Genomic DNA, 25,271 nt, shown 5'->3' with positions numbered 1-25,271 from the left:
TAATTATGACAGAAGCAACGCAATATGGTTTCTATGTAGACAGCACTAAGTGTAGTGGTTGTAAAGCTTGTCACGTGTCTTGTAAAGACCGTCAAAGCAACGAGATTCGTAACAATAGCAATCCAGAAGATGACACGTTACCAGCGTTAGATGGCGTAACATGGCGCCGTGTGTATGAATACGGTGGCGGCGAATGGACCGAGGGTAACAATGGCTGTTTTGAGCAAAATGTATTTGCTTACTACATGTCAATTGGTTGTAACCATTGTTCTGAGCCAGTGTGTGTTAAAGCGTGTCCAACGGGTGCTATGCACAAGCGTCGCGAAGACGGTTTAGTACATGTTGCTGAAGACCTATGTATTGGTTGTGAAAGCTGTTCACGTGCTTGTCCATATGACGCTCCACAAATTGATACTGAGCGTAAAGTGATGACCAAATGTGATGGTTGTTACGAGCGTATTGCTGACGGACGTAAGCCAGTGTGTGTTGAGTCTTGCCCATTACGTGCGCTTGATTTTGACACGATGGACAACTTGATTGAAAAGTATGGCGAAGGCGACGGTCACATTGCACCACTACCTTCACCAACTATTACGACACCAAACTTGATCATTAAAGCGAACGTAAGTGGTCGTCCAACGGGTAGCGGCGAAGGCCGTATTTTGAACCCGTCAGAAGTTTAAGTCATTGTGGTTAGCAATTAGCGCAGTAAGTTTGCGCTAATTGCTATAATTGAAAGTCTAGTTAAGCCCATTCTAGTGAATTAAATGTGATGACCATAGGTGGTCGTTTCGTTTTAAGGTGAGTCATGTCTACTGTTACAGCGTCTATCAAACCGGTTGATTTTATTGAGTACCAAGGTCTTGTGCGCATTTTGCATCATTGCTTAATACGCTACCCTGAAGCTAAGCTCGTACAAGAGCTCAAAGACTGTGATGTTGCAGGTAGTTGGCCAGAGTTTGCAAACCGTGCTAAAAATCGTCAAGGCCGTGAAGCCCTTGCCAATTTTTTACAGCACTGGTCAGTTGAAACCGACAATAAGCAATTAATTGAGCTTAAACTCGACTATGGTCAGCTATTTTTTGGCCCTGGTGAGCCTAAAGCAGTTCCGCAAGGCTCGGTATACCTCAGTGAATCGCAGTTACTCAATGACCGTTCTACTGTTGCGCTGATGGACTTTTATCAGCAACATGGTGTTAATGTCGCCGTTGATTACCCGCAACCACTGGACCATATTGGTTTATTCTTCGCTGTTTTGGATCAGACTTTTGGCCGTCTTGAAGTTGAAACTGAAAACCAAGCGTTGATCCGTTTCACCCAAGTGCTGTTACAACAACATTTATTGCCATGGGCTGAACGTTGTTTAGCACTGGCTTTAGAGCATGCCACTACTGATTTTTACCGTGGTATTGCACTGCTAAGCAGTGATTTGTTAACTCAGTTTGAGCAAGATTTTCAATTAGTGCCAAATCAAACACGGCTTTATCGATAAAGATAAGATAAATATAAAAAGCCCGTAGCTTAATAAGCTACGGGCTTTTTTAATGGCTATTGTGGCAAGCTAAATACCTAGCTGCCCATGTTTCGCGTTGACTTACGTTTTTCGCGGCGTACCTGCTCTAACTGATGATGAATGGTTTGCAGTAACGTACATTGTTGCAGCGCTTCAGCGCATAATGCTGTGTCGGCGGCAGAGGGATGACTTGGCTCAGCCATATTTTGAACTGCAGCCGCGTTGTTACTGGCCAGCAGTGTTTGGCTCCATTTATAGCCAATCGCCAATACTAAATGCTCAGCTTGGCCTAATTCACCTTGTTCCAACTCTTTGACAAATAATAACCGGCTGGCGGCAAAGATGCAGTTAAGGGTGATCAAGTCCGATAACGGCGTCACATCATGGTGGTCAAGTTCAGGTAACCAAATTGGCTCACCTTCAGTAAAGGTCAGTGCAGCAATCGTGTTGGTCACTGTGGTAAGTGTTGTGGCGCCGCCAAAAAGTTGTTTAACTGCATCATTATCGCGCAAGGTTAATGCTAAGCGGTGAGCCAAGATTGACTTACTCCATTGCTGATCAAGAGAACGTCTTAGAGTCATTGTTGTCCTTCAGTAGGCGGTTCATTAAGCGCTGTATTACATTGTGGGTATTGTAACAATAATGGCGTTAATGCGCAGTGTTTGGCGTGGCAAAATCTGTGTTGCAGCTTCGTTTTAATGAGGCGTTGTGACTGTGTTACAGGGTAAATCAAAATGATGATTACTCTAAGGTACTTAATAATTGCCTGACCTTAAGCCGGGTATTATCTATTTGAGCAACCATTGCAGTAACACGGGGTTCATCGTCGGTGATATGCGGCCAGTTGTGTTGCCAACTTGTCTTTAACGCCTCGGCTGCCGTTTGAATTTGAGTGTTGGTTACCACGCTTAAATCGGCGATTAAATTCACTTTAACCCAGCCTTTACGTGGGCTACCTTCTATTACGTTTTGGTCGTAGTGCGCCGCGTAAATAATCGACTCTAGCTCAGATAGTTGCAGCAACAGCTCAAAACCGGCAGATCTAACATTGTTATTATGCTCGGTGATCTCCATGCGCCACACATTGTAGCTAAAGCCAATTAGCGCAAACAACATACTGAACACTGCAGTCAGTTGAAATATATTAATCGAGTTAGCACCTGAAGTTGACAGTTTCATCGTTTAATCCGTTAGCGACCTAAATTAACTTTAGCCATGATCGCAGCACTGTACAGCTCGAATGTAATTTGAAATACCCCAAAAGCTGACAGTTATGCTTAAAAGACGCAGCCAATGCTGGCTTGCCCATGATGTTTTTGGTCATGAGGCAAGCTCAAAGTGACATTTAGCCAATGTGATTATATTGGCACAGTAACTTGGCGTAGCGCGTCATTGGAATACTCAATTGTTGCTGCATTGCATTTGCCGTAAATAACAGTGCGGCGCTATCAATTACAGGAATGTCATTGTTAAACGCCAGCACAATGGTGTTACCACCATCGACTTCAAAGCGCAGCACTCGGTTGCCAAATTCCACCGCCAGTAGCTCATCTAAATGGTCACGTATTTGCAGCGATGAATGACAGATATTAAGTACCAAAATTCCTTGTAAAGTGAGTGCAGCCTTACAGTGTTTTAAGTAGCAAGATTGCACTTGCTTAGGATCCATCCCTTGTGAACTGTAAAGATCTGAAAAAATAATATCGCTTTTATGGGGCGTCATTTCGATGTAGTTCAGCGCATCATCAATATAAATATGGAGTCGTTTGGAGTCGGGTAAATAAAAATACGTCTTGGCAGCCTCCACCACGGCAGCACGGTATTCGATAGCGTGAACGATTAACTCAGAAAAATTGTTCAACAATATTTTGGCGATAGAGCCAGCACCAAGGCCCAAAATTGTCACGTTTTGGGGCATTGGGGTAAACAACAAGCTAGTCATCATAGCTTGGGTGTAACCGAGGCTGAGTCCATTAATGTTATTGGTTTTCATACAGCTTTGGTAAATCTTGCCATCAAAGCTGAGCACACGGCTATTTTTGGTTTGGTAAACATAAACCGGGCCGTTGTTATCCATGATCGATGAGATACAGGTGCCATTGATATTCATGGTGTTCAATACCTCTTCCACACTTACTTGTTACGGGTAGGCATCATAACGAAAAAGCGTTGCAGTAAAAGCGACATATACGTAAAGGATTTAATTTTATTGTGATTGCTTAATCACTGTGGTCGTACCCGATTCTTTGGGTTGGTGCTGAGTGCCTGTCATGATGTTTTATTTATGTAAATTGAGAATGGCTCGCGTTCAAAAGTCTTTTGTTTGTCATTTTCGGCATAGTTTTTCATGCCTTAACTGGCACTCGTGCTAGATAAATATATGTTAGCAAAAGGGTAATTACGGTTTTAACTGATATTTTGTGAACAATATCTAACTTATGCAACTTGGTGACAACAATACTGTAAGACACCATTGCAAATGAGAGTGGTTATCAATAACATCGTTTCACATCATTAATCGGGCCCGTCAACATACCTTCATATGCTCCTCCCATATGAAAAGGAATCAAAGATGTTAAAAAAATCTGCCGTAGCAATCGCTGTTTTACTGAGTTTAAGTAGCCAAACCGTATTCGCTGAAAATTCAAATAATGCATCTGATGCCGAACAGGCCGACATTGAAAAAATCGAAGTCAAAGGGGTGCGCCAACGTTTGCAAAAATCAGGCATGCTTTCTGACAGCATTATGAAAACAGAAGTGATCAGTTCTGAGTTTATCGAAAATAAAAACGCGGTAAACCTGACGGAAGCGATTGATAATACGCCAGGGGTTCGGGTATCAAACGAATGCTCAATGTGTGGTGTAAAGCGGATTATGCTCAATGGTTTACGTGGTGAGCAAACCACCATTTTAGTAGACGGTTTACCAGTACATTCAATGATAGCGGGTTACTACGCAGTTGATGCTATTCCAACAACTGGACTTGACCGCATTGAAGTTGCACGCGGAGCCGGTGCATCGTTAATTGCGCCAGAGGCCATTGGCGGTACCATTAATATTGTGACCAAAGCGGCCACCGAAAATGGAGCTACGGTTGATGTATCGGTAGGTGAGGACGGAAATCAAAAAGTGGGGTTAATGGGGACCGGGATCAGTGATGATGCGCGCACTCGAGTGACGCTAATCGCACAATATGATAATAGAGATCAAGTTGACGAAGATAATAACAAGGTCAACGAAGCCCCAGCGCAAGAAAACCAAATTTTTACCGTGCGGTTATCGCATGATTTGACCGACCGCGATAATGTTATTTTGCGCTACTCCCATGTAGATTCTGAGATTTTTGGCGGCCCAATGCTAGGTGAAACCTTTGCAGACGGCACCATTAATAGCATTGGTGATGTGCTCAGTAGTTTTGATGACACTGAGTCAAGCCAGCTGTTTGAAGACGGCGATGTGCGCAATGACTACACGGGTAAGGCGTGGGAAACCACCGAGTGGATCCACACAGAGCGTGATGAAGTGTCGCTAAGTTGGTTGCGAGAAATAAATGATGATTTGAATATGACCCTAGCTACGAGCTACTCCGGCCATATACAGGACTCTTTCTACGAGGGCTTCCGCTATTACGCTGAAGACGACATGCTGTATTTTGATGCTCGCTTTAATTACTACTTCAATAATAATCATTTAATTACATTCGGTAGTGACCACCGTAGCGAAGAGATGCGATCAACCTCAAGTGGTGAAAGCAACGCCAATTATGTATCTGATTCATTTGATTACAATGTATTAGGTTTTTACTTACAAGATACATGGCAAGCCAGTGAGAACCTTGAAGTGAATATGGCGCTTAGATTCGATTCTATAGAAGCAGATTTTATTGACCCTAAAAAAAGCGGAGTAGAGATTGATAAGTCAATTTTGGCTCCACGTGTTGATATTCGCTATGGTCATAATGATAATTGGACTTCGCGTTTGTCTGCTGGTCGCGGCTATCGTGCGCCGTTATCTTTTTTCGAAACCGATCACGGTGTACTTGATGCCTCATTAGGGTTTGAGATTGATATCGAAGAGTTAGAACGTTCAACTTCCGCAACTTACGCTTTAAGCTTCGAAGGTGACAAGTTAACGAGCACAATGTCGTTAGCTTGGACCGAAGTTGAGCACTTGGCTACGTTAAGTGAAACCGATGCTGGTGTGCCACTACTAAGTCAACTAGATGAAAAAGCCACAGTGACAACTGCAGATATTGCGCTCGGTTATGATGTAACCGATACGCTGACTCTCAACGTGACCGCGGAAGGTTTTTTCTATGACGATGCCTTTAAATCGTCTTATTCATTGGCGCCAGTAGAAGAGCGTTTAACCATGAATGCTGACTGGGATTATAAAGGTTGGGATGTGTTTGTTAACCTAGTTTGGGTAGGCGCACGAGACCTTTCTGATTATGGTTATGAAGGTTATAACCAAGTTGATGCCAATGGTAATGTCATTACTTCATCTATTAAATCAACGGATGCGCCTTCGTATTGGACGATGGACATGAAGGTAACAAAATCAATTACAGACAACATAGACTTTTATGCTGGTGTGAATAACTTGTTTGATTACACCCAAGTGACTGAAGGTGAAAGCCCACTGTTTTTTGATGCCGACGGCGGTTATGACGTTGCGTATATCTGGGGCCCACTTCAAGGGCGTCAGCTATATGCTGGAGTAAAAGCAAGCTTTTAAACGCTAGACTTTCGTTGCCCCTAATGTGCTGTTATTTATTAGGGGTAACGGTTAACGCTATGATTTAATAGCAAAGTAAAATTCACCGCCATGGCATGGAGATAAAGTGAAAGCAAAATTCATATTACTTCAGTTGATTTCGCTCCTCGTTTGCTTTGAATTAGCCGCTGCCAGCCATTCTCCCCAATTACTGCATTACCAGCACATGGATTTACACAAAGGCCAAATCCAAGCCTTAGACAGCCTCAAGGGTAAACCGACCTTGATGATGTTTTTTGAGCCTCAATGTCCTTGGTGTTTAAAGCAGGGTAAGGCATTTAATTCGTTACTTGGGCAGTGCCCTGATGACTTCAATATTGTGGCATTAGGGATCCACGGTGATAAAGCCAGCTTGAAAAAAGCCTGGTGGAAGATGAAACTGAACTTTCCTGGGTACCTCACCGGTGCCGCGATGCTGAAAGACATTGGTAATGTTCCAGCCACTCCCATCACTTTAATTGCCGATGAGGAGGGTAACTTGGTCAGCCATTTACGTGGGTATGTCAAACTCAATGCATTATTGCCTCAGTTGCAACAACATTTCGACTTAAGCTGTTTGAATCAAGCGTAGCTAAAGCGCAGCGACAAACAGTGTTTTATCGCTGGTATTGAGCCCGCTATTTTTTAAGGCCCGTTAGCTAAGACACTATTATGGTGAGGTTGGCTCGTGATTAAAAGCTCATTTCTGGTACGTGTTCAGGCACGACTAGCTTACCTGCGGTTTTTGACACAATCTCTGCAACCGACACCCCTGGCGCGCGTTCAAGTAGGTGAAAAGCACCGTCTTTAATCGCCATAAAGGCTAAATCAGTTAGCACTCGTTTGATGCAACCAAAGCCGGTGAGCGGCAGTTCGCACTTAGGTAACAGCTTTGAGTTGCCCTTTTTATCGGCGTGCATCATGGTGACGATAATGTTGTCTGCCCCAGCCACTAAGTCCATCGCGCCGCCCATGCCTTTGATTAGTTTGCCTGGGATCATCCACGAGGCGATAGAGCCCTGTTCGTCGACTTCAAACGCGCCCAGTACGGTTAAATCTACATGGCCGCCACGGATCATGGCAAAGCTCTCACTGGATGAGAAAAATGATGCGCCATCAACCGCCGTTACCGTTTGTTTACCCGCATTGATTAAGTCGGCGTCAATGGTGTCTTCGGTGGGGAACTCGCCCATGCCAAGCAAACCATTTTCAGACTGCAACATCACCTCAATGTCTGCCGGAATGTAGTTGGCAACAAGTGTTGGAATACCAATGCCGAGGTTGACGTAAAAGCCGTTTTGCAACTCTTTTGCTACACGTTGCGCGAGTTGTTCTCTTGATAATGCCATGGTGTAGCCTCCTATTGTTTAGCGTCAGCTTTTACGGTTCGTTGTTCAATCCGTTTTTCAAATGTGCCCTGAATGATGCGGTTAACGTAAATTCCTGGCGTATGGATATGGTCTGGATCGAGCTCACCGGGCTGAACAATATGCTCAGCTTCTACCACGGTAATTTTACCTGCAGTGGCCATCATGGGGTTAAAATTGGCGGCGGTTTTGCGAAACACTAGATTACCCATAGTATCGGCTTTCCAAGCGCGCACTAGTGCAAAATCGGCTTTTAGCGCGGGTTCAAGCACGTAATGTCGGCCGTCTATTTCACGGGTTTCTTTACCGTTAGCAATCGGAGTACCGTAGCCTGTGGCAGTAAAAAATGCCGGAATCCCCGCGCCGCCAGCACGAATTTTTTCAGCAAGCGTTCCTTGAGGCGTTAAAATAACCTTGAGCTCGCCGCAAAGCATTTGCTGCTCGAAGGTTGCGTTTTCGCCAACGTAAGAAGCGATCATGGTGTCGATTTGACGGCTTTTTAATAGCAAGCCCAGGCCAAAGTCATCGACTCCTGCGTTGTTTGATATTGCTGTTAGACCCGTTACGCCCATTTTTACCATCTGTGCGATTAAGCCTTCAGGAATACCGCATAAGCCAAAACCACCGACCATGATGGTCATGCCATTACTCAGGCCTTGTAATGCTTCGTCATAACTTGCGGCGACTTTATTCAAGCCCTTATTCTGGCTATTGTTTAGTTTTGCCATTGTTATCTCCTTATACAAAGTGCCATTCATTCACCACTTGATCGTAGAGGCTTAACATTGCCGTCTGTATCACGCATGAGGTAAAACAGCTTGGCGATAGAGGTTAAATATCCAGTGCTCGTGCAACCTTAGCGCCATTGGTGCGCCCTAGTGCTTGGCTAATTTTGTTACCCGCAAAGGCCAGTTTATGAATATCAATGCCGGTTTCAATACCGAGACCATGGAGCATATAAACTAGATCTTCAGTGGCTAAATTACCCGAGGCTCCTTTGGCATAGGGACAGCCGCCAAGGCCGGCAACCGATGAGTCAATCACGCTGACCCCGGTCTCTAAACAGGCCAATATGTTAGCCAGCGCTTGGCCGTAAGTGTCGTGAAAGTGCAGCGCCAACTGCGACATGGGAACCTCACTCGCTACGGCCTGTACCATTTTACGGGCATTTATCGCTGTGCCCACGCCAATGGTGTCGCCGAGTGATATTTCATAACAGCCCATTTGGTAAAGCAAGGTCGACACCCGAACCACTTCGCTCGCCGCGATATCACCTTCGTAGGGGCAGCCCAGTACGCACGATACATAGCCACGCACTTTAATATTGTGGGCTTTAGCCAGAGCCATTACAGGGGTAAAGCGTGCCAGTGACTCTGCAATTGAGCAGTTAATATTGCGCTGACTAAAAGTTTCTGACGCGGCGCCAAAAATAGCCACTTCATCGGCGCCAGCGGCTATTGCCCGTTCTAAGCCTTTAAGGTTGGGCGTAAGGGCGCTGTAGGTAACGCCTTCGTGGCGGCGAATGCCGTTAAGTACATCTGCGGAGTCTGCCATTTGTGGTACCCATTTAGGCGACACAAAACTGGCAGCTTCTATGCGATTTACACCTGCTGCGGCTAAATCTTCAATCAGGGCTACTTTATCGCTAGTGCTCACGGGCGCTTCATTTTGCAAACCGTCACGGGCGCCGACTTCAAAAATGCTGACCTGTTTGGGATAAGGGGGAGTCACCATGTTACGCAGGCTCCGCTTGAGCCGAGGTTGCTTCAACTTCGGCGAGTAACATACCGTCGCTAACCAGCTCGCCAGTATCAAAAAATAGTGCACTGACAACACCGTTAAATGGCGATTCAATGGTGTATTCCATTTTCATCGCTTCCATAACCATAATGCCTTGCCCTGCGGTTACAGTGTCACCAACCTTAACGAGGTGTGTCACAATGGTGCCGTTCATTGGCGCTTTGAGTTTATCGTCTAAGTTGTCTTGCTCTTCAACTACCTCTGACTGAATCGCACGGAAGTGGAAACTGCCTGAATAGAGAAACAGAGTAAAGTCATCGTCTACTTGGCTGACAGAGGCTTTTATTTTGTGACCATTGTGCTTAACCGCTGGGTTGAAGGCTTGTGCAGTTGAGTTGTCTACTGTTATTTCGGCGTGTAGCTTATCGCCGGCAAGCACGCCAGATAGCACGGTGTTGTGTGACGCTTGATTATGGTGTGTTAGCTGGTAGACCGTTCGGCCCGCGAGCTTCGTTTCAGTTAGCGTTAAGTGGTTAATTTGCTGCTCATCATCGAGCAAAGCAACGTGATGCGTATTGGCGCTATTGAGCCTAAAACCGTTGACTGCGCCCCAAGGTGAATATGGGTCTTTATGATTAACTGCGCAGCGTTTAGCGTCCTCTTGACGGGCTAACACTTGGTAAAGTGCAGCCAATGCTAGAGCCGTTTCTCGCGAGGTTGACTGCTGCCTTATGGCCGCGGCACTGATGTCTTTGCCCAATAGTGACTCGCCATAGCGATCGATAAAGTCAGTGCTAAAGTTGGCGGCTTTAAACGCTTTATGCTGTGCAATATTAGCCAAGAATTCAATATTGTGTTTAAGGCCACTAATTTGGTATGAGCTAAGGGCATGCACTAGGCGCTGCAATGCTTGAGGGCGTGATTCATCCCAGCTAATCAGTTTTGAAATCATCGGGTCGTAAAAGTTACTGATCACATCTTTTTCGCGCACACCAGAGTCAATACGCACAAATTTGCTCTGCTGCGGTTCGCGTAAAAAGTGCAGTTTGCCACAGGCGGGTAAAAAGTCATTTTGTGGATCTTCTGCATAAATTCGTGCTTCAAAGGCATGGCCTTGAATATGAACTTGGGCTTGGGTGAGTGGTAACTCGCGGCCGCTGGCAACCAACAATTGCCATTGTACGAGATCTTGTCCGGTGACCAATTCAGTGACGGGGTGCTCGACCTGCAATCGGGTATTCATTTCCATAAAGTAGAAGCTGTTGTCGGTGTCGAGTAAAAACTCCACCGTACCAGCGCCTTCATAGTTAATCGCTTTGGCTGCTGCGACTGCGGCTTCCCCCATACTAATGCGTAATGCATCACTTAACCCTGGGGCTGGGGCTTCTTCGATCACTTTTTGGTGGCGACGTTGAATAGAGCAATCGCGGTCAGATAGATAAATGCAGTGACCATGGCTGTCGGCAAACACCTGCACTTCAACATGGCGGGGTTGGCGTAAGTAACGTTCAATCAATAACTTGTCATTACCAAATGAGCTAATTGCTTCGCGCCTAGCAGAGTGAATTGCTTCAAGTACATCAGCGCTGTTTTCTACAATCCTCATGCCTTTACCACCGCCGCCGTAGGCTGCTTTTATCAATACTGGAAAGCCCATTTTGTTGGCCTCGCTAACCAGTACGTCATCGGCTTGTTCGTCGCCATGATAACCAGGGACTAACGGTACATTGGCACTGGCCATAATTGCTTTAGCCGCACTTTTACTGCCCATAGAGTCAATCGCGGCAGCACTGGGGCCAACAAAGATAATTCCATTTTGTTGGCACTTTAAGGCAAACTCGGCGTTTTCAGATAAAAAACCGTAGCCGGGGTGAATCGCTTTCGCGCCTGCTTCTTGAGCTATTGCAACGATTAAATCGGCTTTTAAATAGGAGTCGGTCGGCGCGCTTCCGCCGAGGTAAAACGCCTCATCAGCCATAGCAACATGTCGGGCGTCAATGTCGGCATCGGAATACAATGCCACGGTGCTAATTCCCATGGCTTGTGCTGTTTTTATGATCCGGCAAGCAATTTCTCCGCGGTTGGCAATGAGCAATTTAGTCAACATATTATTTGGCTCCTGACGCGCTGGCAGCACGGGTGGGTTGTTCTTGTGGGCTTGTCGATGCCGACCAATTGGGGCTACGTTTATCAAAAAATGCGTTGAGGCCCTCTTGGCCCTCAGTTGATACCCGAATACGGGCAATGCGCTCACTGGTGTACTCGAGCGTGCTTTGGTCAATTACGCCATTTTCAAGGGTTGATAATAGCCGTTTAGTCCACGCCATACCCTGTGGGCTATTGGCTAGTAGCGCGGTAATGATTGGTGCAGCAGCAGCATCTAAGTCATGGCTAACTTCATGAATAATTTGTAGTTCAAGCGCTGTTTCAGCTTTAAAACGCTCGGCGGTTAGCATGTAGCGACGCGCTGCGCGTTGTCCCATCGCACGGGTTACATAAGGGCTAATTACTGCCGGAATAAGCCCAAGTTTGACTTCGCTTAGGCAAAAGCTGGCTTGTGTTGTGGCGATGGCAATATCGCAGCAACAGATTAGCCCCAGCGCGCCACCAAAAGCGGCGCCTTGTACCTGCGCAATTGTTGGTTTAGGAAATTTATCTAGCAGCGACATCAACTTAGCTAGCTCGTTGGCATCGGCGAGGTTTTGCTCAAAGCTCATGTTAGCCTGTTTGCGCATCCAATTAAGATCTGCGCCCGCACTGAAGTTTTTGCCGTTGGCTTTAATCACAAGCACCTGACATTGCCGATGGTGAGCAAAGTACTCAAGTACTTGGATCATTTCGCTTATCATCACCTCATCAAACGCGTTATGTTTGTCTGGGCGGTTCAAAACCAGTGCGCCTACGCCGCGCTCCAGTGTGCAACTAACGTGCTGACATTGCTCGGCCAATGTTTGCGGCGCTATTGGTTGGCTTGTGTTGGTCATGTTGCTGTTCCCGGTTCAGTCCTAAATGTGGATGTTTGTTGCTGCAATGAATAACCATTACATGCGGAACACCCCAAATTTGGTTTCAGCTATCGGCGCATTTAACGCGGCAGAAAGGGCTAAGCCAACTACATCACGGGTTTGCGCTGGGTCAATAATACCGTCGTCCCACAAACGGGCACTGGCATGGTATGGGTGCCCTTCTTTATCGTATTGCTCAACGATTGGCTGGCGAAAATCTTGTTCATCGGCAGCAGACCATTCAACACCTTTACGCTTTAATCCGTCCCGTTTTACGGTGGCTAACACGCCGGCTGCTTGCTCGCCGCCCATGACTGATATGCGGGCATTGGGCCACATCCACATCATGGTTGGCTCAAATGCTCTGCCGCACATGCCGTAGTTACCTGCGCCATAACTGCCGCCAATTATCACGGTAAACTTAGGCACATTGGCACATGACACCGCCGTGACCATTTTAGCGCCGTGTTTAGCAATACCCTCATGTTCGTATTTCTTACCCACCATAAAGCCAGTAATGTTTTGTAAAAACAGTAACGGTATTTTTCGTTGGCAACACAGCTCAATAAAGTGAGCGCCTTTTTGGGCTGATTCGGAAAACAAAATGCCATTGTTAGCCACAATACCGACCGGGTAGCCATGAATGCGTGCAAAACCACACACTAGGGTTGTGCCGTAGTTGGCTTTAAACTCGTCAAAATCGGAGTCATCTACCAAGCGAGCAATCACTTCTTTAACGTCAAAAGGCTTTTTAAGATCAGTGCCGACAATGCCGTAAAGCTCATTGATATCAAACTTTGGTGCTTGAACCGGGCTAAGCTGAGCGGCTATCACTTTTTGGTGATTAAGCCGCGTGATAGCTTTGCGCGCCAACTCTAAGGCGTGTTCGTCGTTTTGCGCTAGATGATCTGCCACCCCTGATATTTTGGTATGCACCTCTGCGCCGCCAAGTTCTTCTGCTGTTACTTCTTCGCCGGTTGCAGCTTTGACAAGTGGCGGGCCTGCTAGAAAAATCGTGCCTTGCTCTTTAACGATAATCGATTCATCTGCCATGGCTGGCACATAGGCGCCACCGGCTGTACAAAGTCCCATGACAACTGCAATTTGTGGAATACCTTTAGCGGACATTTGAGCCTGGTTATAAAAAATTCGGCCGAAATGGTCACGGTCGGGAAACACTTCATCTTGGCGGGGCAAGTTGGCTCCGCCGGAATCAACAAGGTAAATACAGGGAAGGTGACAACGAAGCGCAATCTCTTGTGCTCGCAGGTGTTTTTTGACCGTTACCGGGTAATAAGTGCCGCCTTTTACGGTGGCATCGTTGGCAATGATCATGCACTCTACACCGCCAACCCGGCCGATCCCCGCAATAACGCCTGCAGCAGGTACTTCGGCGTCATAGAGTTCAAAGGCGGCAAATTGAGCGATCTCTAAAAAGGGCGAACTGGGGTCAAGTAGTTTTTCAACTCGTTGGCGTGGAAGTAATTTTCCGCGTGAAATATGACGCTCTCGAGCAACTTGGCCGCCGCCAAGTTCAATGTGTGCCAGTTTAGACTTTAAGTCATCCACGACGCTGCTCATGTCTGCAAACTTTGCTTTAAACTCGTCGTTACGGGTGTTAATTCGGCTAGTTAGTTGAGTCACAATTTCAATCCTTTTGAAGCGGGAACCTTAGCGGCTTATAGGCTTGCGTCGGCTCCAAATGTGGCACGGTAGACTTGTGGTACAAGTCTGACTAATCTTGCAGGGTTATTTAGACTCGTTAAACAGCTCTCGGCCAATCAACATACGGCGTATTTCAGAGGTGCCTGCACCTATTTCGTACAGCTTTGCGTCTCGCAGTAAACGGCCGGTGGCGTAATCATTAACGTAGCCATTCCCCCCGAGCAATTGAATAGCATCCAGTGCCATTTTGGTTGCCAGTTCAGCGGAATATAAAATGGCGCCGGCGGCATCTTTGCGGGTTGCTTCACCGCGGTCGCATGACTTAGCTACATTGTAGACATAAGATTTTGCTGCATTCATGGCGGTATACATGTCGGCTAGCTTGCCTTGTACGAGTTGGAATTGACCAATCGATTGGCCAAATTGTTCGCGCTCATGGATGTAGGGCATCACGATGTCCATACAGGCTGTCATGATCCCAAGTGGGCCGCCAGAGAGCACTACCCGTTCGTAATCGAGGCCACTCATTAGTACCTTAACGCCATTATTTAGGCCGCCTAGAATGTTGTCCTCTGGCACTTCGCAGTCTTCAAATACCAGTTCACAAGTGTTTGAGCCACGCATGCCGAGCTTGTCGAGTTTTTGTGCTTGGCTAAAGCCTTTATAACCACGCTCAACAATAAATGCCGTGATCCCATGAGCGGCTTTGTCGAGATCGGTTTTGGCGTAGATCACATAAGTGTGGGCGTCTGGTCCATTGGTGATCCACATTTTATTGCCGTTGAGAATGAATTTGTCACCCGCTTTACGGGCATGCAGCTTCATTGATACTACATCAGAACCAGCGCTAGGTTCGCTCATAGCAAGTGCGCCAATATGCTCACCGGTGATGAGTTTTGGCAGGTATTGTGCTTTTTGTTGCTCATTACCGTTACGGTTTATTTGGTTAACACAAAGGTTTGAATGCGCACCATAACTAAGCCCGATAGCGGCAGAAGCCCTTGATACCTCTTCCATAGCGACCACGTGTGCAAGGTAACCCATATCAGCGCCGCCATATTGCTCTGGAACTGTGATCCCTAGCAATCCCATATCGCCGAGCACTGGCCAAAGAGGGTTTGGAAAGGCGTTATCGGTATCTGTCTTAGCGGCGATGGGGGCGATTTCGTTAGCCGCAAAGTGTTGTACAGCATCGCGGAGCATGTCGATATCTTCGCCGAGGTTAAAATTGAGAGATGAGTAGAGTTGCGTCATATGCTTGAGTCCTGTCAAAGTCTATCTTTCCAGCTCAGCGATCTATGCCGTGATACTTGGAGTTGGGTCATGTTGAGCGCGGCTCATTAGGGCTGTGTTATTCACGGCCTCATTATTTTTGTGTTAAACGATTATATTCCAGTGCATTGCGGCACTGTTGTTCAGCCGAATTTAGTTCCATTAATACCACTTTGATGTCATCCATTTGCTGTTGTAGCGACACCTTCTTTTCTTCTACGAGGTCAAGCATAGTTTGTAATTGCGAGCTGCTATTTTTATCAGCATCGTAGAGCTCGAATAAGCGCCGTGTTTCAGCTAAAGAAAAACCTAAACGTTTGCCACGTAGTATTAATTTTAGTCTAACTCGGTCTTTTAGAATGTAGATTCTTGTTTGTCCACGACGTTTAGGTTTGAGCAGTCCTTGGTCTTCATAAAAACGAATACTTCGGGTGGTGATATCAAACTCCTTTGAGAGATCACTGATGGAGTAGGTCGTTTGTGGGGCTTGGTAGTCGGCCATTCAAATACCCTATTGGTTAACTTTTGTGCACGATATATGAAGTTTACGTAAAGGTAAAGCTTATGTTGCGTTGCGAATGTTGCCCTTGTGTAAATTGCAGTTGCCAAAAATGACCGCATTTGAGCTTAGCTATAGCTGTATATCGGTAACTTTCTTTTTAAGGTGTTGTTATTCATCGATTTACTGTTCTTTAGCTAGTCAGCTTGCAGCAGTTTATACGTGGTTGACATGACATATTCTAAAGTCTAATGGGGGATTTTTGTACGCTGGCGCATAATCGAATTCTAAGTTATGGACCTCTCACGTGTTGGTTAGGTGGCGTGTGATCCGGCAAATGGAGTGCAATATGGACAATAAAAATAGCCAATTACATGCAAGTTCGATTAATTACCCTAGTCATTTTTGGGCGCAAGCGGCTAAAAGCATTGATTGGTACAGTGCTTGGGATCAAGTGCTTGATGACAGTGAAGCGCCGTTTTATCACTGGTTTAAAGGCGGCATGATGAACACCTGTTTTAATGCCGTAGACCGTCATGTGCTGGCTGGGCGTGGCGAGCAAATAGCGATTGATTACGTCAGTCCAGTCACGGATACAGAATATGGCATTACTTATGCTGAACTACAGGCACAAGTGAGCCGTTTAGCCGGGTATATGGACGCCATTGGCGTTAAAAAAGGCGATAGAGTGGTAATTTACATGCCGATGGTACCCGAAACCGCCTTTGCAATGTTGGCCTGTGCGCGTATTGGCGCTATTCATTCGGTAGTGTTTGGTGGTTTTGCAGCAAATGAGCTCGCCACACGTATTGATGATGCTAAACCTAAGCTGATCTTGTCGGCATCATGCGGTGTTGAGCCCTCAGGCGTGGTGGCTTATAAACCGTTATTGGATAGCGCACTCGAGCAAGCAACACATCGAGTTGAGCATTGCCTTATTTTAAACCGAAGCCAACTGGAAGCCCCATTGCAGGCAGGGCGAGATGTTGACTGGCAAACAGGCGTTGCAACAGCAGCGAATATTGATTGTGTACCGTTAGCCGCCACTGACCCATTATATATTTTGTATACCTCTGGCACTACGGGGCAGCCAAAAGGGGTGGTGCGTGATAACGGTGGTCACAGTGTGGCTCTAGCTTGGTCAATGAAGCATATATACGACATTAATGCCGGTGATAGCTTTTGGGCTGCATCAGATGTGGGTTGGGTGGTAGGTCATTCTTATATTGTATATGGACCATTGCTGGTGGGGGCTACGACGTTAATGTACGAGGGTAAACCTATTGGCACGCCAGATCCCGGCGCGTTTTGGCGCATTATTGCACAGTATAAAGTTAAAAGTTTTTTCACCGCCCCGACTGCAATAAGAGCCATTAAGCGCGATGATCCTAATGGAAAATACCTTGAAGGGGTAGATTTAACCGGGTTGAAAAATGTCTTTTTAGCCGGTGAACGCTGCGATCCTGACACATTACATTGGGTAGAAGGTAAACTGCAAAAACCGATAATTGATCATTGGTGGCAAACTGAAACCGGTTGGCCTGTTGCGGCTAATTTGATGGGGTATGCGCCAGTTGCAGTTAAAGCGGGTTCGCCTGCGTTAGCTGTGCCCGGATATCAAATAGAAGTGGTCGATATGATGGGCGAACAAGTGGCTGCCAATGAGTCGGGTAATGTGGTGATCAAGCTCCCCTTGCCGCCGGGTACATTAACCACACTGTGGCAAAATGAACAGCGATATATTGATAGCTACTTGTCGATGTATCCGGGATATTACCTTAGTGGTGATGCCGGTTATAAAGATGATGATGGTTACCTTTATATAATGAGCCGTATTGACGACATCATCAATGTGGCGGGGCACCGTTTGTCCACAGGCCGGTTTGAAGAGGTGCTATGTCAGCATGAAGCCGTAGCAGAAGCGGCAGTTATAGGGGTTGAAGATGCGCTTAAAGGGCAGGTGCCATTAGGACTGGTGGTGCTTAAAAAAGGCGTGAACACAACAGAACAAGAGCTTAACGAGCAATTAATGGCGTTGGTGCGAAAAGAGATAGGGCCTGTCGCTTCATTTAGGTTAGTGAGTGCTGTGCAAAAACTACCTAAAACTCGTTCTGGAAAGATATTGCGAGGCACCATGCGTAATATTGCCGATAATAAAAAATACAATATGCCTGCAACGATTGAAGACCCAGCCACGCTAGATATTATTCGTAATACCTTAACCCGCATGGGCTACGCTGACGCTCAGGTGAAGGTAAGCTAATAGGTTATAAATTGTTAAAGGTAAGTGGTAAAGCAACTGGTAGCTTTGGCATTTTTTGTCATTTCGCAAAGGGCTGCGCAATAGAGGTGCTAAATCTGTATATTCACATCAATACATGACCGCTTTGCGAGTACAAAGCGGTCATGGGTTGACAGATTAACGGCGTGTTATTGACAACTAATTAGCAATTTTTAGATCTGCTTTGTCAGTGATAAGGTTCATATCAAAATCAAACTCATCGACGCGGATGGCGCGCTCACGTTTATTATTATAATCGTGTAACAGTTTAAGTTCGTTGGCGTCAATGACCTTGGCAGCATAGGCAGCATCGAGTGTTAAAGCAAACCTAACGGCGGGCTTAAACGCTTTAGATCTAATTGCTTTTTTCACTTTAGCCAGTAACGGTAAGCAATTAATCTTGGCTAAATAGGCTTGCTCATTAATGTCGTTACCATCACCTGCTACCGGTTTTACAAGGTGGGTTAAGTTTTTCTTAAACTCGGTATTAAGCTGTGCTTGTTCTGCAAGCTCACGGACTAAATCATCGTTAATTTTTTTCATTTTAGGCGAATAAGTTACGGTGATTAAGCGCATAAACTTACGGGTGGCTGATGATGGAAAGTTATCTAAAAAGTCCAATAGTGCTTTTTCGGCTTGGCACAGTGACCAGCGCGTGGCGTAATGGAAATACGGCGCAGCTTCAGTGCGTTGTGCAGCTGGTAACTTTTGCTCGTAATAACGAATAGAAGCCATAGCCGCATACAAGTAGCTCATCACATCGCCTAAACGCGCCGACAGCATCTCAGCTTGTTTTAGTTTTCCGCCCAGAACCAATAATGAAAAGTCAGCATAAACAGCTAGTTTTGAGGCTAGTTTATGGACTGACTGTTCATAGGGTTTTACTTCTGCAAGTGTTGAACTTGCGCCGGCAGTAAAGGGTAATAAACCTAGTTTGAATGCGCGCAAGCTGTTACCCACACTGTAACTAATAGTTTGGCGTAAAATACCATTGAAGACTTTATCTGCACGCTTTTCGTTGGAGTGAATCGACTCAACCATGCTTTGTAAATGAGGGTGACAGCGCATCACACCTTGACCAAAGATCATCAGGTTGCGGGTGAGAATATTGGCACCTTCAACGGTAATCGCGATAGGCTGGGCGACATAACCTGAGGCTAACGTGTTTTGTGGACCATTTTGAATGGCTTTACCCGCTTGAATATCCATCGCTGAATCAAGTACATCACGGCCAAGCTCGGTCATGTGATATTTAGCAATCGCGGTCACAACCGAGGGTTTTAAACCTAAGCCAAGTCCTTCGGTGGTGAGCACGCGCATTGATTCAAGCAGATAGGTTTTACCAGCAATATCGGCAAGCTTTTCTTGAATACCCTCAAACTTACCGATAGATAAACCAAATTGCTCGCGTACCGCAGAGTACTCAGCCGATGATTTAAATGCGCACTGACTGACTGAAACACCTAGGGCGGGTAGTGAGATCCCGCGGCCTGCGCCTAAACAAGCAACTAGCATGGCCCAGCCGCGGCCGATATTTTTTTGCCCGCCAATGATGAAGTCCATAGGTATAAATACATTTTCGCCACGGGTTGTGCCGTTGTAAAAACGGATCCCCATTGGATCATGACGGTTACCTAGTTGCACACCTGGGTGCGCTTTTGGAATAAGGGCGCAGGTAATACCAAGTTCAACCTTACCACCGAGTAAGCCGTTTGGATCTTCAACTTTAAAGGCTAGCCCTAACACACTCGCAATAGGAGCAAGAGTAATATAGCGCTTGTCCCATGTAACGCTTAAGCCAATAACCTGTTTGCCATCATATTCCCCCATCGTTACGGTACCGATGTCTGGAATACCGCCAGCGTCAGAGCCAGCTTCTGGACTGGTTAGTGCAAAACAAGGGATCTCTTGCCCATTAGCAAGGCGAGGCAACCAGTAGTCTTGTTGTTTTGATGTCCCGTAGTGCATTAATAATTCGCCCGGTCCGAGAGAATTAGGCACCATAACAGTAACGGCAACCGCAGAACTTTTAGCTGCAATGGTGGCCACAATCGTTGAGTTGGCATAAGGGCTGAACTCAAGTCCACCAAATGACTTAGGAATAATAAGCGAAAAGAATTTGTTTTCTTTTAAAAAGTTAAGAATGTTGTCTGGAAGGTGTTTACTGCGCTGAATTTCGAAATCATCCACCATTTCGATCAATGTTTGTACTGGACCGTCTAAAAAGGCCTGTTCATCGGCTGACAATGCTGCAACGGGAATATCTCGCAATGCGGCAAAATCGGGTTTACCTTGGTAGATTGATCCCTCTAACCATACATCACCCGCATCGAGTGCTTCTTGTTCGGTGGTAGAAATGCTCGGTAATACTTTTTTTAGTTTAGTTCTTATGCTCATTTTAACGCTCGCTATGCTAGAGATATACTTCACATTACGTCACAAAATGAGGGGTAGATCAAACTTTTTAAACGGTTAGTTTAAACGCTTGTTTACTTTTTTGTTGTTTAAATATTTTATTTATAAATTTTTCATGGGCTTACGCATGTAAGCTGGATAAAAATTATTTTTAGCAATTTAGCCTTACAGGCATTAACGGGTACCGAACGGCAGCTAAATTAGCACCTTGGCTAAATTAGTATGCAGTTAACTACTGTTTTATATGGGGAATATATTGCTAGTTGTTGCTGTTGAGATAGTGGGGAAGGGCAAAAATTTACGGTGAAAAAAATAGATTTATAACTAGAGTGACAGTTGTTATTTATGTATGAGCCGATTGCTGTTAGCTGTATTCATTAATACTTTTAGTGGTATCAACATAGGTTTGCATCAATGCAGCTTGTTGCTGTTGGGCTTTATTATTTACTACGGCTTGGCGGGCATCTTCGTTATTAGATAAGTAGTAAGCTGAAGCGGGTGATAGGTGGCTGTTATCGGTTGAAACCCCCGCGATATCGGCATAAAACTGATATTGTGCTTTGGCCTTTCTGTAATCAACATAATGCTCAACCTTTTCGCCATTATCTGGTAAAGAGGGTTCTACAGGTAAAGTAACGTCATCATTGGCACTTGTGTCCTGTTGGGCTGCGAGTGTGATTGACTGACTTGATAAGGTCACGCTATCAACTTGTGGTTGTTGAGTGACAGCAGGTTGCTGGGCTGCACCGTTATGATTGCACTCAATTGTGGAGTCATTATGCGAAGCGAGCGCCGAGCTAGTTGCCATTGTGGCAGTATTGAGCTGTGATGGCGAAACTTGCATAGGTTCTCAGTCGATAAATGATAAATATAGTCCGGATTGGATTTTAAGCGATTGAAACTAAATGTGAACACGATTGAATGCAAACTGGTATTTTTACTAGTGTGGTAAAGCCAGTTTAAAGCAAGAGTGTTGCCGTTAGTTGCGATGAAAATGGGCAAAAAAAAGCTCAACCAGTTAATGGTTGAGCTTTTATTAATGCGTTGATTGCACGTTACGAAATAACCAGCAAGGTTGCACTTAAAATCGCACTGAGTCCCATTGCAAAAGGAACAAACTTAGCGCGGTAACTTAATGTTAAAACTACCAGTAAACCTGAAGCTGACAGCAAGCCTAAGAAAACAACAGTGCCGTAGCCGAAGCCTGAGTCAACAACACAACCGCAGTAAGTTAATAGTAACCCTAGCCAACCGGCAACGCTGAAATAGCGAGTCTGCTTAGCGGTAGGCGCTTGACCGAAGATCTCACGGTGGTGAGAAAACATCGCTAATACTAGCAAGCAAAACGCAATGTAGCTCAATCCTAGTAAACTTAAAGTCATTATTCAGCTCCTTTAGTCACTGAGGTTTGTTGCGCAAATACTGGAGCTTGCACATCTTGTTGCTGAGCTTCCTTATGAGTACCAGTCATTTGTTTTGCTTGTTTAATCGCCACTTTTCTTTGGGCAAACAAGCTCGCAAGTCCAAAAATAACGCACATTAAGTCAAAGCCTACTAATGACCACTGTGCCTGATTAATGTTACTGAACAGGTCGCTGTTAGAGGTTAATGCATTTAATACCGGAATCGCAATCAAGCTCAAGCCTGTTAAGGTGAGTAGTGCACGCCAAACAGTTAATGTACGTTTAAAGCAGGCGATAATGCCAACGATGAGAAGCGTCATGAAAAAGCAATTTATCTCTTGCTGACCACGATTAGCCATATCGGCTGGTATGAGCCTGTTAGCATAGAAAAATACGCTGGTGGCTAGTGGTAAACCTGCAATAAACATTAGGTTTAAGCCTTCACCTAAACGCAAACCAAAAGTGGCTTTTTGGCCTTGGCTAATTTGCTTTTGCTGTTTTTGACGAATTTTATGCGCCCAAAGTAGTGCACCCGTTGTAATCATTGCGCAGCCCATTAGACCGCTGATGAAAAACAACAAACGCAATAGTGGCTCTGCAAAACGTCCGGTGTGCAATGCGATAAACGTGTCGTGCACATTTAACGTAGCTGATTCAGCCACAACAGTTTTACTTAACAGTTTGCCATTAACGCCATCGAAAATAATTGGCTCATTGCGCTCAGTGATGCTCTTGTCTATTGCTCGGTATACTTTTACACGGCTATTTGCATCACCAGGGTTGTGGATCACAACCTGCTTGATTGGAGTCTCGCCCACTTGCTCTTTAATTTGAGGCCATAAAGAATCGAGTGAAACCAGGTTGGCTTTTTGACCCAGTGGTTGTACTTGCTCACTTTTACCTTGTAGCTGGGCACGAAACTCATTGGTGTTGCCATCAAGAGCTGTGATAACGCCCCATGGCATGTAAAACGCCATGACTGTTACAAGTCCGGTATAGGTGATCATTAAGTGGTATGGCAGCGCCAGTACCGAGCTTACATTATGAGCATCTAACCAAGCGCGACTTGCTTTGTTACGTCTAAAGCTAAAGAAGTCTTTAAAGATCCGGCGATGAATAAACACACCACTGACGATAGCAACCAACATGAACATGGTGCAGAAGCCAACAACCAAGATGCCAAGCATACCTGGTAGGTAATAGAGTTTGAAATGTAACTTATAGAAGAAGTTACCACCTCTTGATTCTCGTACTTCCGTAATAACGGTGTCTTGCTGGACAATATGCTCAGCAAATCTGAAATGACGATGTCCGCCACCGCCACCCTGTGCTTTTGCTTTTGCTTGGGCTTGTTCTGCTTGCCCACGACCTTGACCACGTTGCTGTGCTTGCTCAGCTTGTCCACGACCTTGACCGCGTTGCTGTGCTTGTTCTGTTGGCGCAGGTGCTTGTCCACGCCCCCGTCCTTGGCCAGGCTCAGATTTAAGCTGCCAAGCATAGCTGAGGTAAGGCTTACTATCGGTTGGGAAATTTACTTGCCACTGGCTTGAGTCACTTGCATGCTCGTTAAGGTAAAGCTGCGCTTTGCTCAGTGTCGTTTGGACTTGATCAGCGTCATAGTCTTGAATGACATCTTTATGCAGTTCTGGTTTAGTCCAGAGGTTAATGTCATCACGGTAGTAGCTTAAGGTACCCGCAAAAAATATCAGTAATAATACCCAGCATACCAGCAGGCCTACATATTTGTGTAGCCATGTCATACTGCGGAAAAAATTCTCTTTCATGGTTATCCTACTAGTAAAATAATTAAATAAAACAGACCGCTAGCAATTAGCAGATCACGCCATGCAATGAGGTGGTGCTTAACTGTAAACACCCATATAACGGCTGCGGTATAGAAACTAAATGACAGCATCGATGCGGTTACAGTGCTCTCAAATGCAGGAAGTGGAATAATTAACGCAAGTAGGGCACAGGCTGTTGCTGCTAACAGATAGCCACCCAATATTGCGGCTAAGCTACGCGAGGTAATATTTAATCCCTGCGAACTCAACAAATTTTTAAAATTGGAGCGAATTGAGGTCATTAAGATGGATACCTTTAAGTTAGGCTGACTTGCTTAGCGCCTAAATGTAAGAAATGGGGTTATTATTTTATAGTAAGCAATCTAATTGATAACTATTTTTATTCCCGTTTTAGCGTAAAAATGAGCATCTTGAGACATACGTCTCATAAATGAAGCTGGTTGTTAACTCTATGGTTTCTGCTGCTAATTTAGGGTTGGGTGAATTGCTGTCTTTGTGCGTTAATTGTTGGCTAACAGGCAATTGTCTAAAAAGTGTTTAACAGGGTTATATTTTTTACTCGTGGTTAAAGTGGATATGGCAGAACGTCGTGATTTGTTACTGGGTGCTTTGACAGTAAAGATACTATTGCTGGGGGGATTTTTTAAGGCTGGCTGCAGCGATAACGAATTCCTAGCCGATGTGTTTGAGGTTGATTCACAAAAGAGTTAATCATAAAGCGTTATTGTTCAAAGTTAAGTGTGAATAAGGTTGCTTTACTGTAAGTGTTTGATGTACTAATAAGTAGTAAATTAATTTCAAATTAATTACCAAAAGCATGATAAAAACCCAGCTAAAGCTGTTTTTTTTGTCTAAATTTGTAGAAGGTAATCAAGCTAACGACATACCGTTTACAGCTTTGGTCGTCACTCATTACCGAGTTCGTATATGTTTCAACCATTGGTTAAGTGGCAAATTTAGCAAACACTGCAAACATCATTTTTATGACTTTAACTGTGCGCACTGGCTTAGAGCGCGAAAGACTTTGTTATAAGCGTTTATTGAGTGAATATTTATTAATAAAAGCTTGTAATTGATTGCGTTAACCGCAAGTGTATTAAGTAGAAGTCATTGTAAAAAGGAAAACCTATGAAAATAAATCTTTCTGGTCACCACGTAGATGTTACTGATGTTGTAAAACAACATGTCCATGAGAAGTTTTCGAAGATAGAGAATCATTTTCCAACCCTGATCGCACTCGATATTATCATTGCCAAAGAGCACGGCGAATTCCAGGTTGAAATTAGAACTAATTACGAGGGAAGCCGAATATCCGCTTCTGGTAACGATTCTGTTATGTATCCAGCCATTACCAGCGCAGCTAAAAAACTTGATGCAGCACTAAAGCATCGTAAAGGTCAATTGAAAGCAGACTTACATTCAAAACCAGCGGTCACCACTCCAGAGATTGCCCACGAAAAAGTTCAAGAGATGAACTTATTGTAGTGGATTAACCTTTGAGATAAGCCCTCGTTGCTAACAGCATTAGCGCGGGGGCTTTTTTATTGCAT

22 protein-coding genes are annotated in these 25,271 nt (G+C 45.2%); 6 read left to right on the top strand and 16 right to left on the bottom strand.

Features of this window, described 5'->3' with window-relative positions; translation table 11 throughout:
• Nucleotides 1-5 precede the first annotated feature (5 nt).
• Together RGE70_RS12750 and RGE70_RS12745 are read left to right on the top strand one after the other, a co-directional pair.
• On the top strand, nt 6-683 hold the full coding sequence (locus tag RGE70_RS12750) for a DMSO/selenate family reductase complex B subunit (RefSeq protein ID WP_310471824.1): 678 nt from the start codon (nt 6-8) through the stop codon (nt 681-683).
• A gap of 125 nt (nt 684-808) precedes the next feature.
• Complete coding sequence (locus RGE70_RS12745) at nt 809-1,492, top strand: TorD/DmsD family molecular chaperone (protein WP_310471823.1); 684 nt, start codon at nt 809-811, stop codon at nt 1,490-1,492.
• 77 nt (nt 1,493-1,569) lie between these two features.
• Here the strand turns inward: RGE70_RS12745 and RGE70_RS12740 are convergent, their stop codons facing one another.
• The 3 genes from RGE70_RS12740 to RGE70_RS12730 form a co-directional block, all read right to left on the bottom strand.
• On the bottom strand, nt 1,570-2,094 hold the full coding sequence (locus RGE70_RS12740; RefSeq protein WP_310471822.1) for a hypothetical protein: 525 nt from the start codon (nt 2,092-2,094) through the stop codon (nt 1,570-1,572).
• 160 nt (nt 2,095-2,254) lie between these two features.
• Nucleotides 2,255-2,692 carry a hypothetical protein gene (locus RGE70_RS12735; protein ID WP_310471821.1) on the bottom strand — a complete coding sequence of 146 codons (438 nt, stop codon included), beginning with the start codon at nt 2,690-2,692 and terminating at the stop codon, nt 2,255-2,257.
• 166 nt (nt 2,693-2,858) lie between these two features.
• Nucleotides 2,859-3,623, bottom strand: coding sequence for a spermidine synthase (locus RGE70_RS12730; RefSeq protein WP_310472976.1), 765 nt, complete (start codon nt 3,621-3,623; stop codon nt 2,859-2,861).
• 462 nt (nt 3,624-4,085) lie between these two features.
• Here RGE70_RS12730 and RGE70_RS12725 point away from each other — a divergent pair, with 462 nt between their 5' ends.
• Both RGE70_RS12725 and RGE70_RS12720 read left to right on the top strand, forming a co-directional pair.
• Nucleotides 4,086-6,251: a TonB-dependent receptor plug domain-containing protein gene (locus RGE70_RS12725; protein ID WP_310471820.1), complete on the top strand. Its 2,166-nt coding sequence runs from the start codon at nt 4,086-4,088 to the stop codon at nt 6,249-6,251.
• A 106-nt stretch (nt 6,252-6,357) separates the two neighbouring features.
• Nucleotides 6,358-6,861, top strand: a complete 504-nt coding sequence (locus RGE70_RS12720) for a TlpA family protein disulfide reductase (protein ID WP_310471819.1) — start codon at nt 6,358-6,360, stop codon at nt 6,859-6,861.
• 100 nt (nt 6,862-6,961) lie between these two features.
• Here the strand turns inward: RGE70_RS12720 and RGE70_RS12715 are convergent, their stop codons facing one another.
• The 8 genes from RGE70_RS12715 to RGE70_RS12680 all read right to left on the bottom strand — a co-directional run bounded on the left by RGE70_RS12715 (nt 6,962) and on the right by RGE70_RS12680 (nt 15,820).
• Nucleotides 6,962-7,618: a 3-oxoacid CoA-transferase subunit B gene (locus RGE70_RS12715; RefSeq protein ID WP_310471818.1), complete on the bottom strand. Its 657-nt coding sequence runs from the start codon at nt 7,616-7,618 to the stop codon at nt 6,962-6,964.
• Nucleotides 7,619-7,629: 11 nt separating this feature from the next.
• Nucleotides 7,630-8,364, bottom strand: coding sequence for a CoA transferase subunit A (locus RGE70_RS12710; RefSeq protein WP_310471817.1), 735 nt, complete (start codon nt 8,362-8,364; stop codon nt 7,630-7,632).
• 103 nt (nt 8,365-8,467) lie between these two features.
• Nucleotides 8,468-9,370 (bottom strand): hydroxymethylglutaryl-CoA lyase, encoded by a 903-nt coding sequence (locus RGE70_RS12705; RefSeq protein WP_310471816.1) that lies wholly within the window; start codon nt 9,368-9,370, stop codon nt 8,468-8,470.
• Nucleotide 9,371: 1 nt separating this feature from the next.
• Nucleotides 9,372-11,483 (bottom strand): acetyl/propionyl/methylcrotonyl-CoA carboxylase subunit alpha, encoded by a 2,112-nt coding sequence (locus tag RGE70_RS12700; RefSeq protein WP_310471815.1) that lies wholly within the window; start codon nt 11,481-11,483, stop codon nt 9,372-9,374.
• A gap of 1 nt (nt 11,484) precedes the next feature.
• The gene (locus RGE70_RS12695) at nt 11,485-12,360 is read right to left on the bottom strand and encodes an enoyl-CoA hydratase-related protein (RefSeq protein ID WP_310471814.1); all 876 of its coding nucleotides are present in this window, start codon (nt 12,358-12,360) and stop codon (nt 11,485-11,487) included.
• A 57-nt stretch (nt 12,361-12,417) separates the two neighbouring features.
• On the bottom strand, nt 12,418-14,025 hold the full coding sequence (locus tag RGE70_RS12690) for a carboxyl transferase domain-containing protein (RefSeq protein ID WP_310471813.1): 1,608 nt from the start codon (nt 14,023-14,025) through the stop codon (nt 12,418-12,420).
• Between the two features lie 105 nt (nt 14,026-14,130).
• A complete protein-coding gene (locus tag RGE70_RS12685; protein WP_310471812.1) occupies nt 14,131-15,300 on the bottom strand; it encodes an isovaleryl-CoA dehydrogenase in 1,170 nt (389 codons plus the stop codon).
• 112 nt (nt 15,301-15,412) lie between these two features.
• Entirely contained in the window at nt 15,413-15,820 is a 408-nt protein-coding gene (locus tag RGE70_RS12680) for a MerR family transcriptional regulator (protein ID WP_310471811.1), read from the bottom strand.
• Nucleotides 15,821-16,154: 334 nt separating this feature from the next.
• Here RGE70_RS12680 and RGE70_RS12675 point away from each other — a divergent pair, with 334 nt between their 5' ends.
• Nucleotides 16,155-18,080 (top strand): propionyl-CoA synthetase, encoded by a 1,926-nt coding sequence (locus tag RGE70_RS12675; RefSeq protein ID WP_310472975.1) that lies wholly within the window; start codon nt 16,155-16,157, stop codon nt 18,078-18,080.
• A gap of 177 nt (nt 18,081-18,257) precedes the next feature.
• Here RGE70_RS12675 and RGE70_RS12670 read toward each other — a convergent pair whose 3' ends face one another.
• The 5 genes from RGE70_RS12670 to RGE70_RS12650 all read right to left on the bottom strand — a co-directional run bounded on the left by RGE70_RS12670 (nt 18,258) and on the right by RGE70_RS12650 (nt 24,002).
• Nucleotides 18,258-20,495 carry an acyl-CoA dehydrogenase gene (locus tag RGE70_RS12670; protein WP_310471810.1) on the bottom strand — a complete coding sequence of 746 codons (2,238 nt, stop codon included), beginning with the start codon at nt 20,493-20,495 and terminating at the stop codon, nt 18,258-18,260.
• A 382-nt stretch (nt 20,496-20,877) separates the two neighbouring features.
• Nucleotides 20,878-21,357: a hypothetical protein gene (locus RGE70_RS12665; protein WP_310471809.1), complete on the bottom strand. Its 480-nt coding sequence runs from the start codon at nt 21,355-21,357 to the stop codon at nt 20,878-20,880.
• Nucleotides 21,358-21,568: 211 nt separating this feature from the next.
• Complete coding sequence (locus tag RGE70_RS12660; protein ID WP_310471808.1) at nt 21,569-21,895, bottom strand: DUF3325 domain-containing protein; 327 nt, start codon at nt 21,893-21,895, stop codon at nt 21,569-21,571.
• Nucleotides 21,895-23,700 carry a PepSY-associated TM helix domain-containing protein gene (locus tag RGE70_RS12655; RefSeq protein WP_310471807.1) on the bottom strand — a complete coding sequence of 602 codons (1,806 nt, stop codon included), beginning with the start codon at nt 23,698-23,700 and terminating at the stop codon, nt 21,895-21,897. Before RGE70_RS12655 ends, RGE70_RS12660 begins: the two co-directional genes overlap by 1 nt.
• A gap of 2 nt (nt 23,701-23,702) precedes the next feature.
• Nucleotides 23,703-24,002, bottom strand: coding sequence for a hypothetical protein (locus RGE70_RS12650; RefSeq protein WP_310471806.1), 300 nt, complete (start codon nt 24,000-24,002; stop codon nt 23,703-23,705).
• A gap of 847 nt (nt 24,003-24,849) precedes the next feature.
• On the opposite strand from RGE70_RS12650, the gene hpf reads away from it, so the two are divergent.
• A complete protein-coding gene (gene hpf, locus RGE70_RS12645; RefSeq protein WP_310471805.1) occupies nt 24,850-25,206 on the top strand; it encodes a ribosome hibernation-promoting factor, HPF/YfiA family in 357 nt (118 codons plus the stop codon).
• Nucleotides 25,207-25,271: the final 65 nt, after the last annotated feature.

It is taken from the genome of Shewanella youngdeokensis (genome assembly GCF_033180165.1).
Lineage (GTDB): Bacteria > Pseudomonadota > Gammaproteobacteria > Enterobacterales > Shewanellaceae > Shewanella > Shewanella youngdeokensis.
Note: the sequence above shows the minus strand (reverse complement) of the source record. Positions and strands in the feature narration are given on the sequence as shown.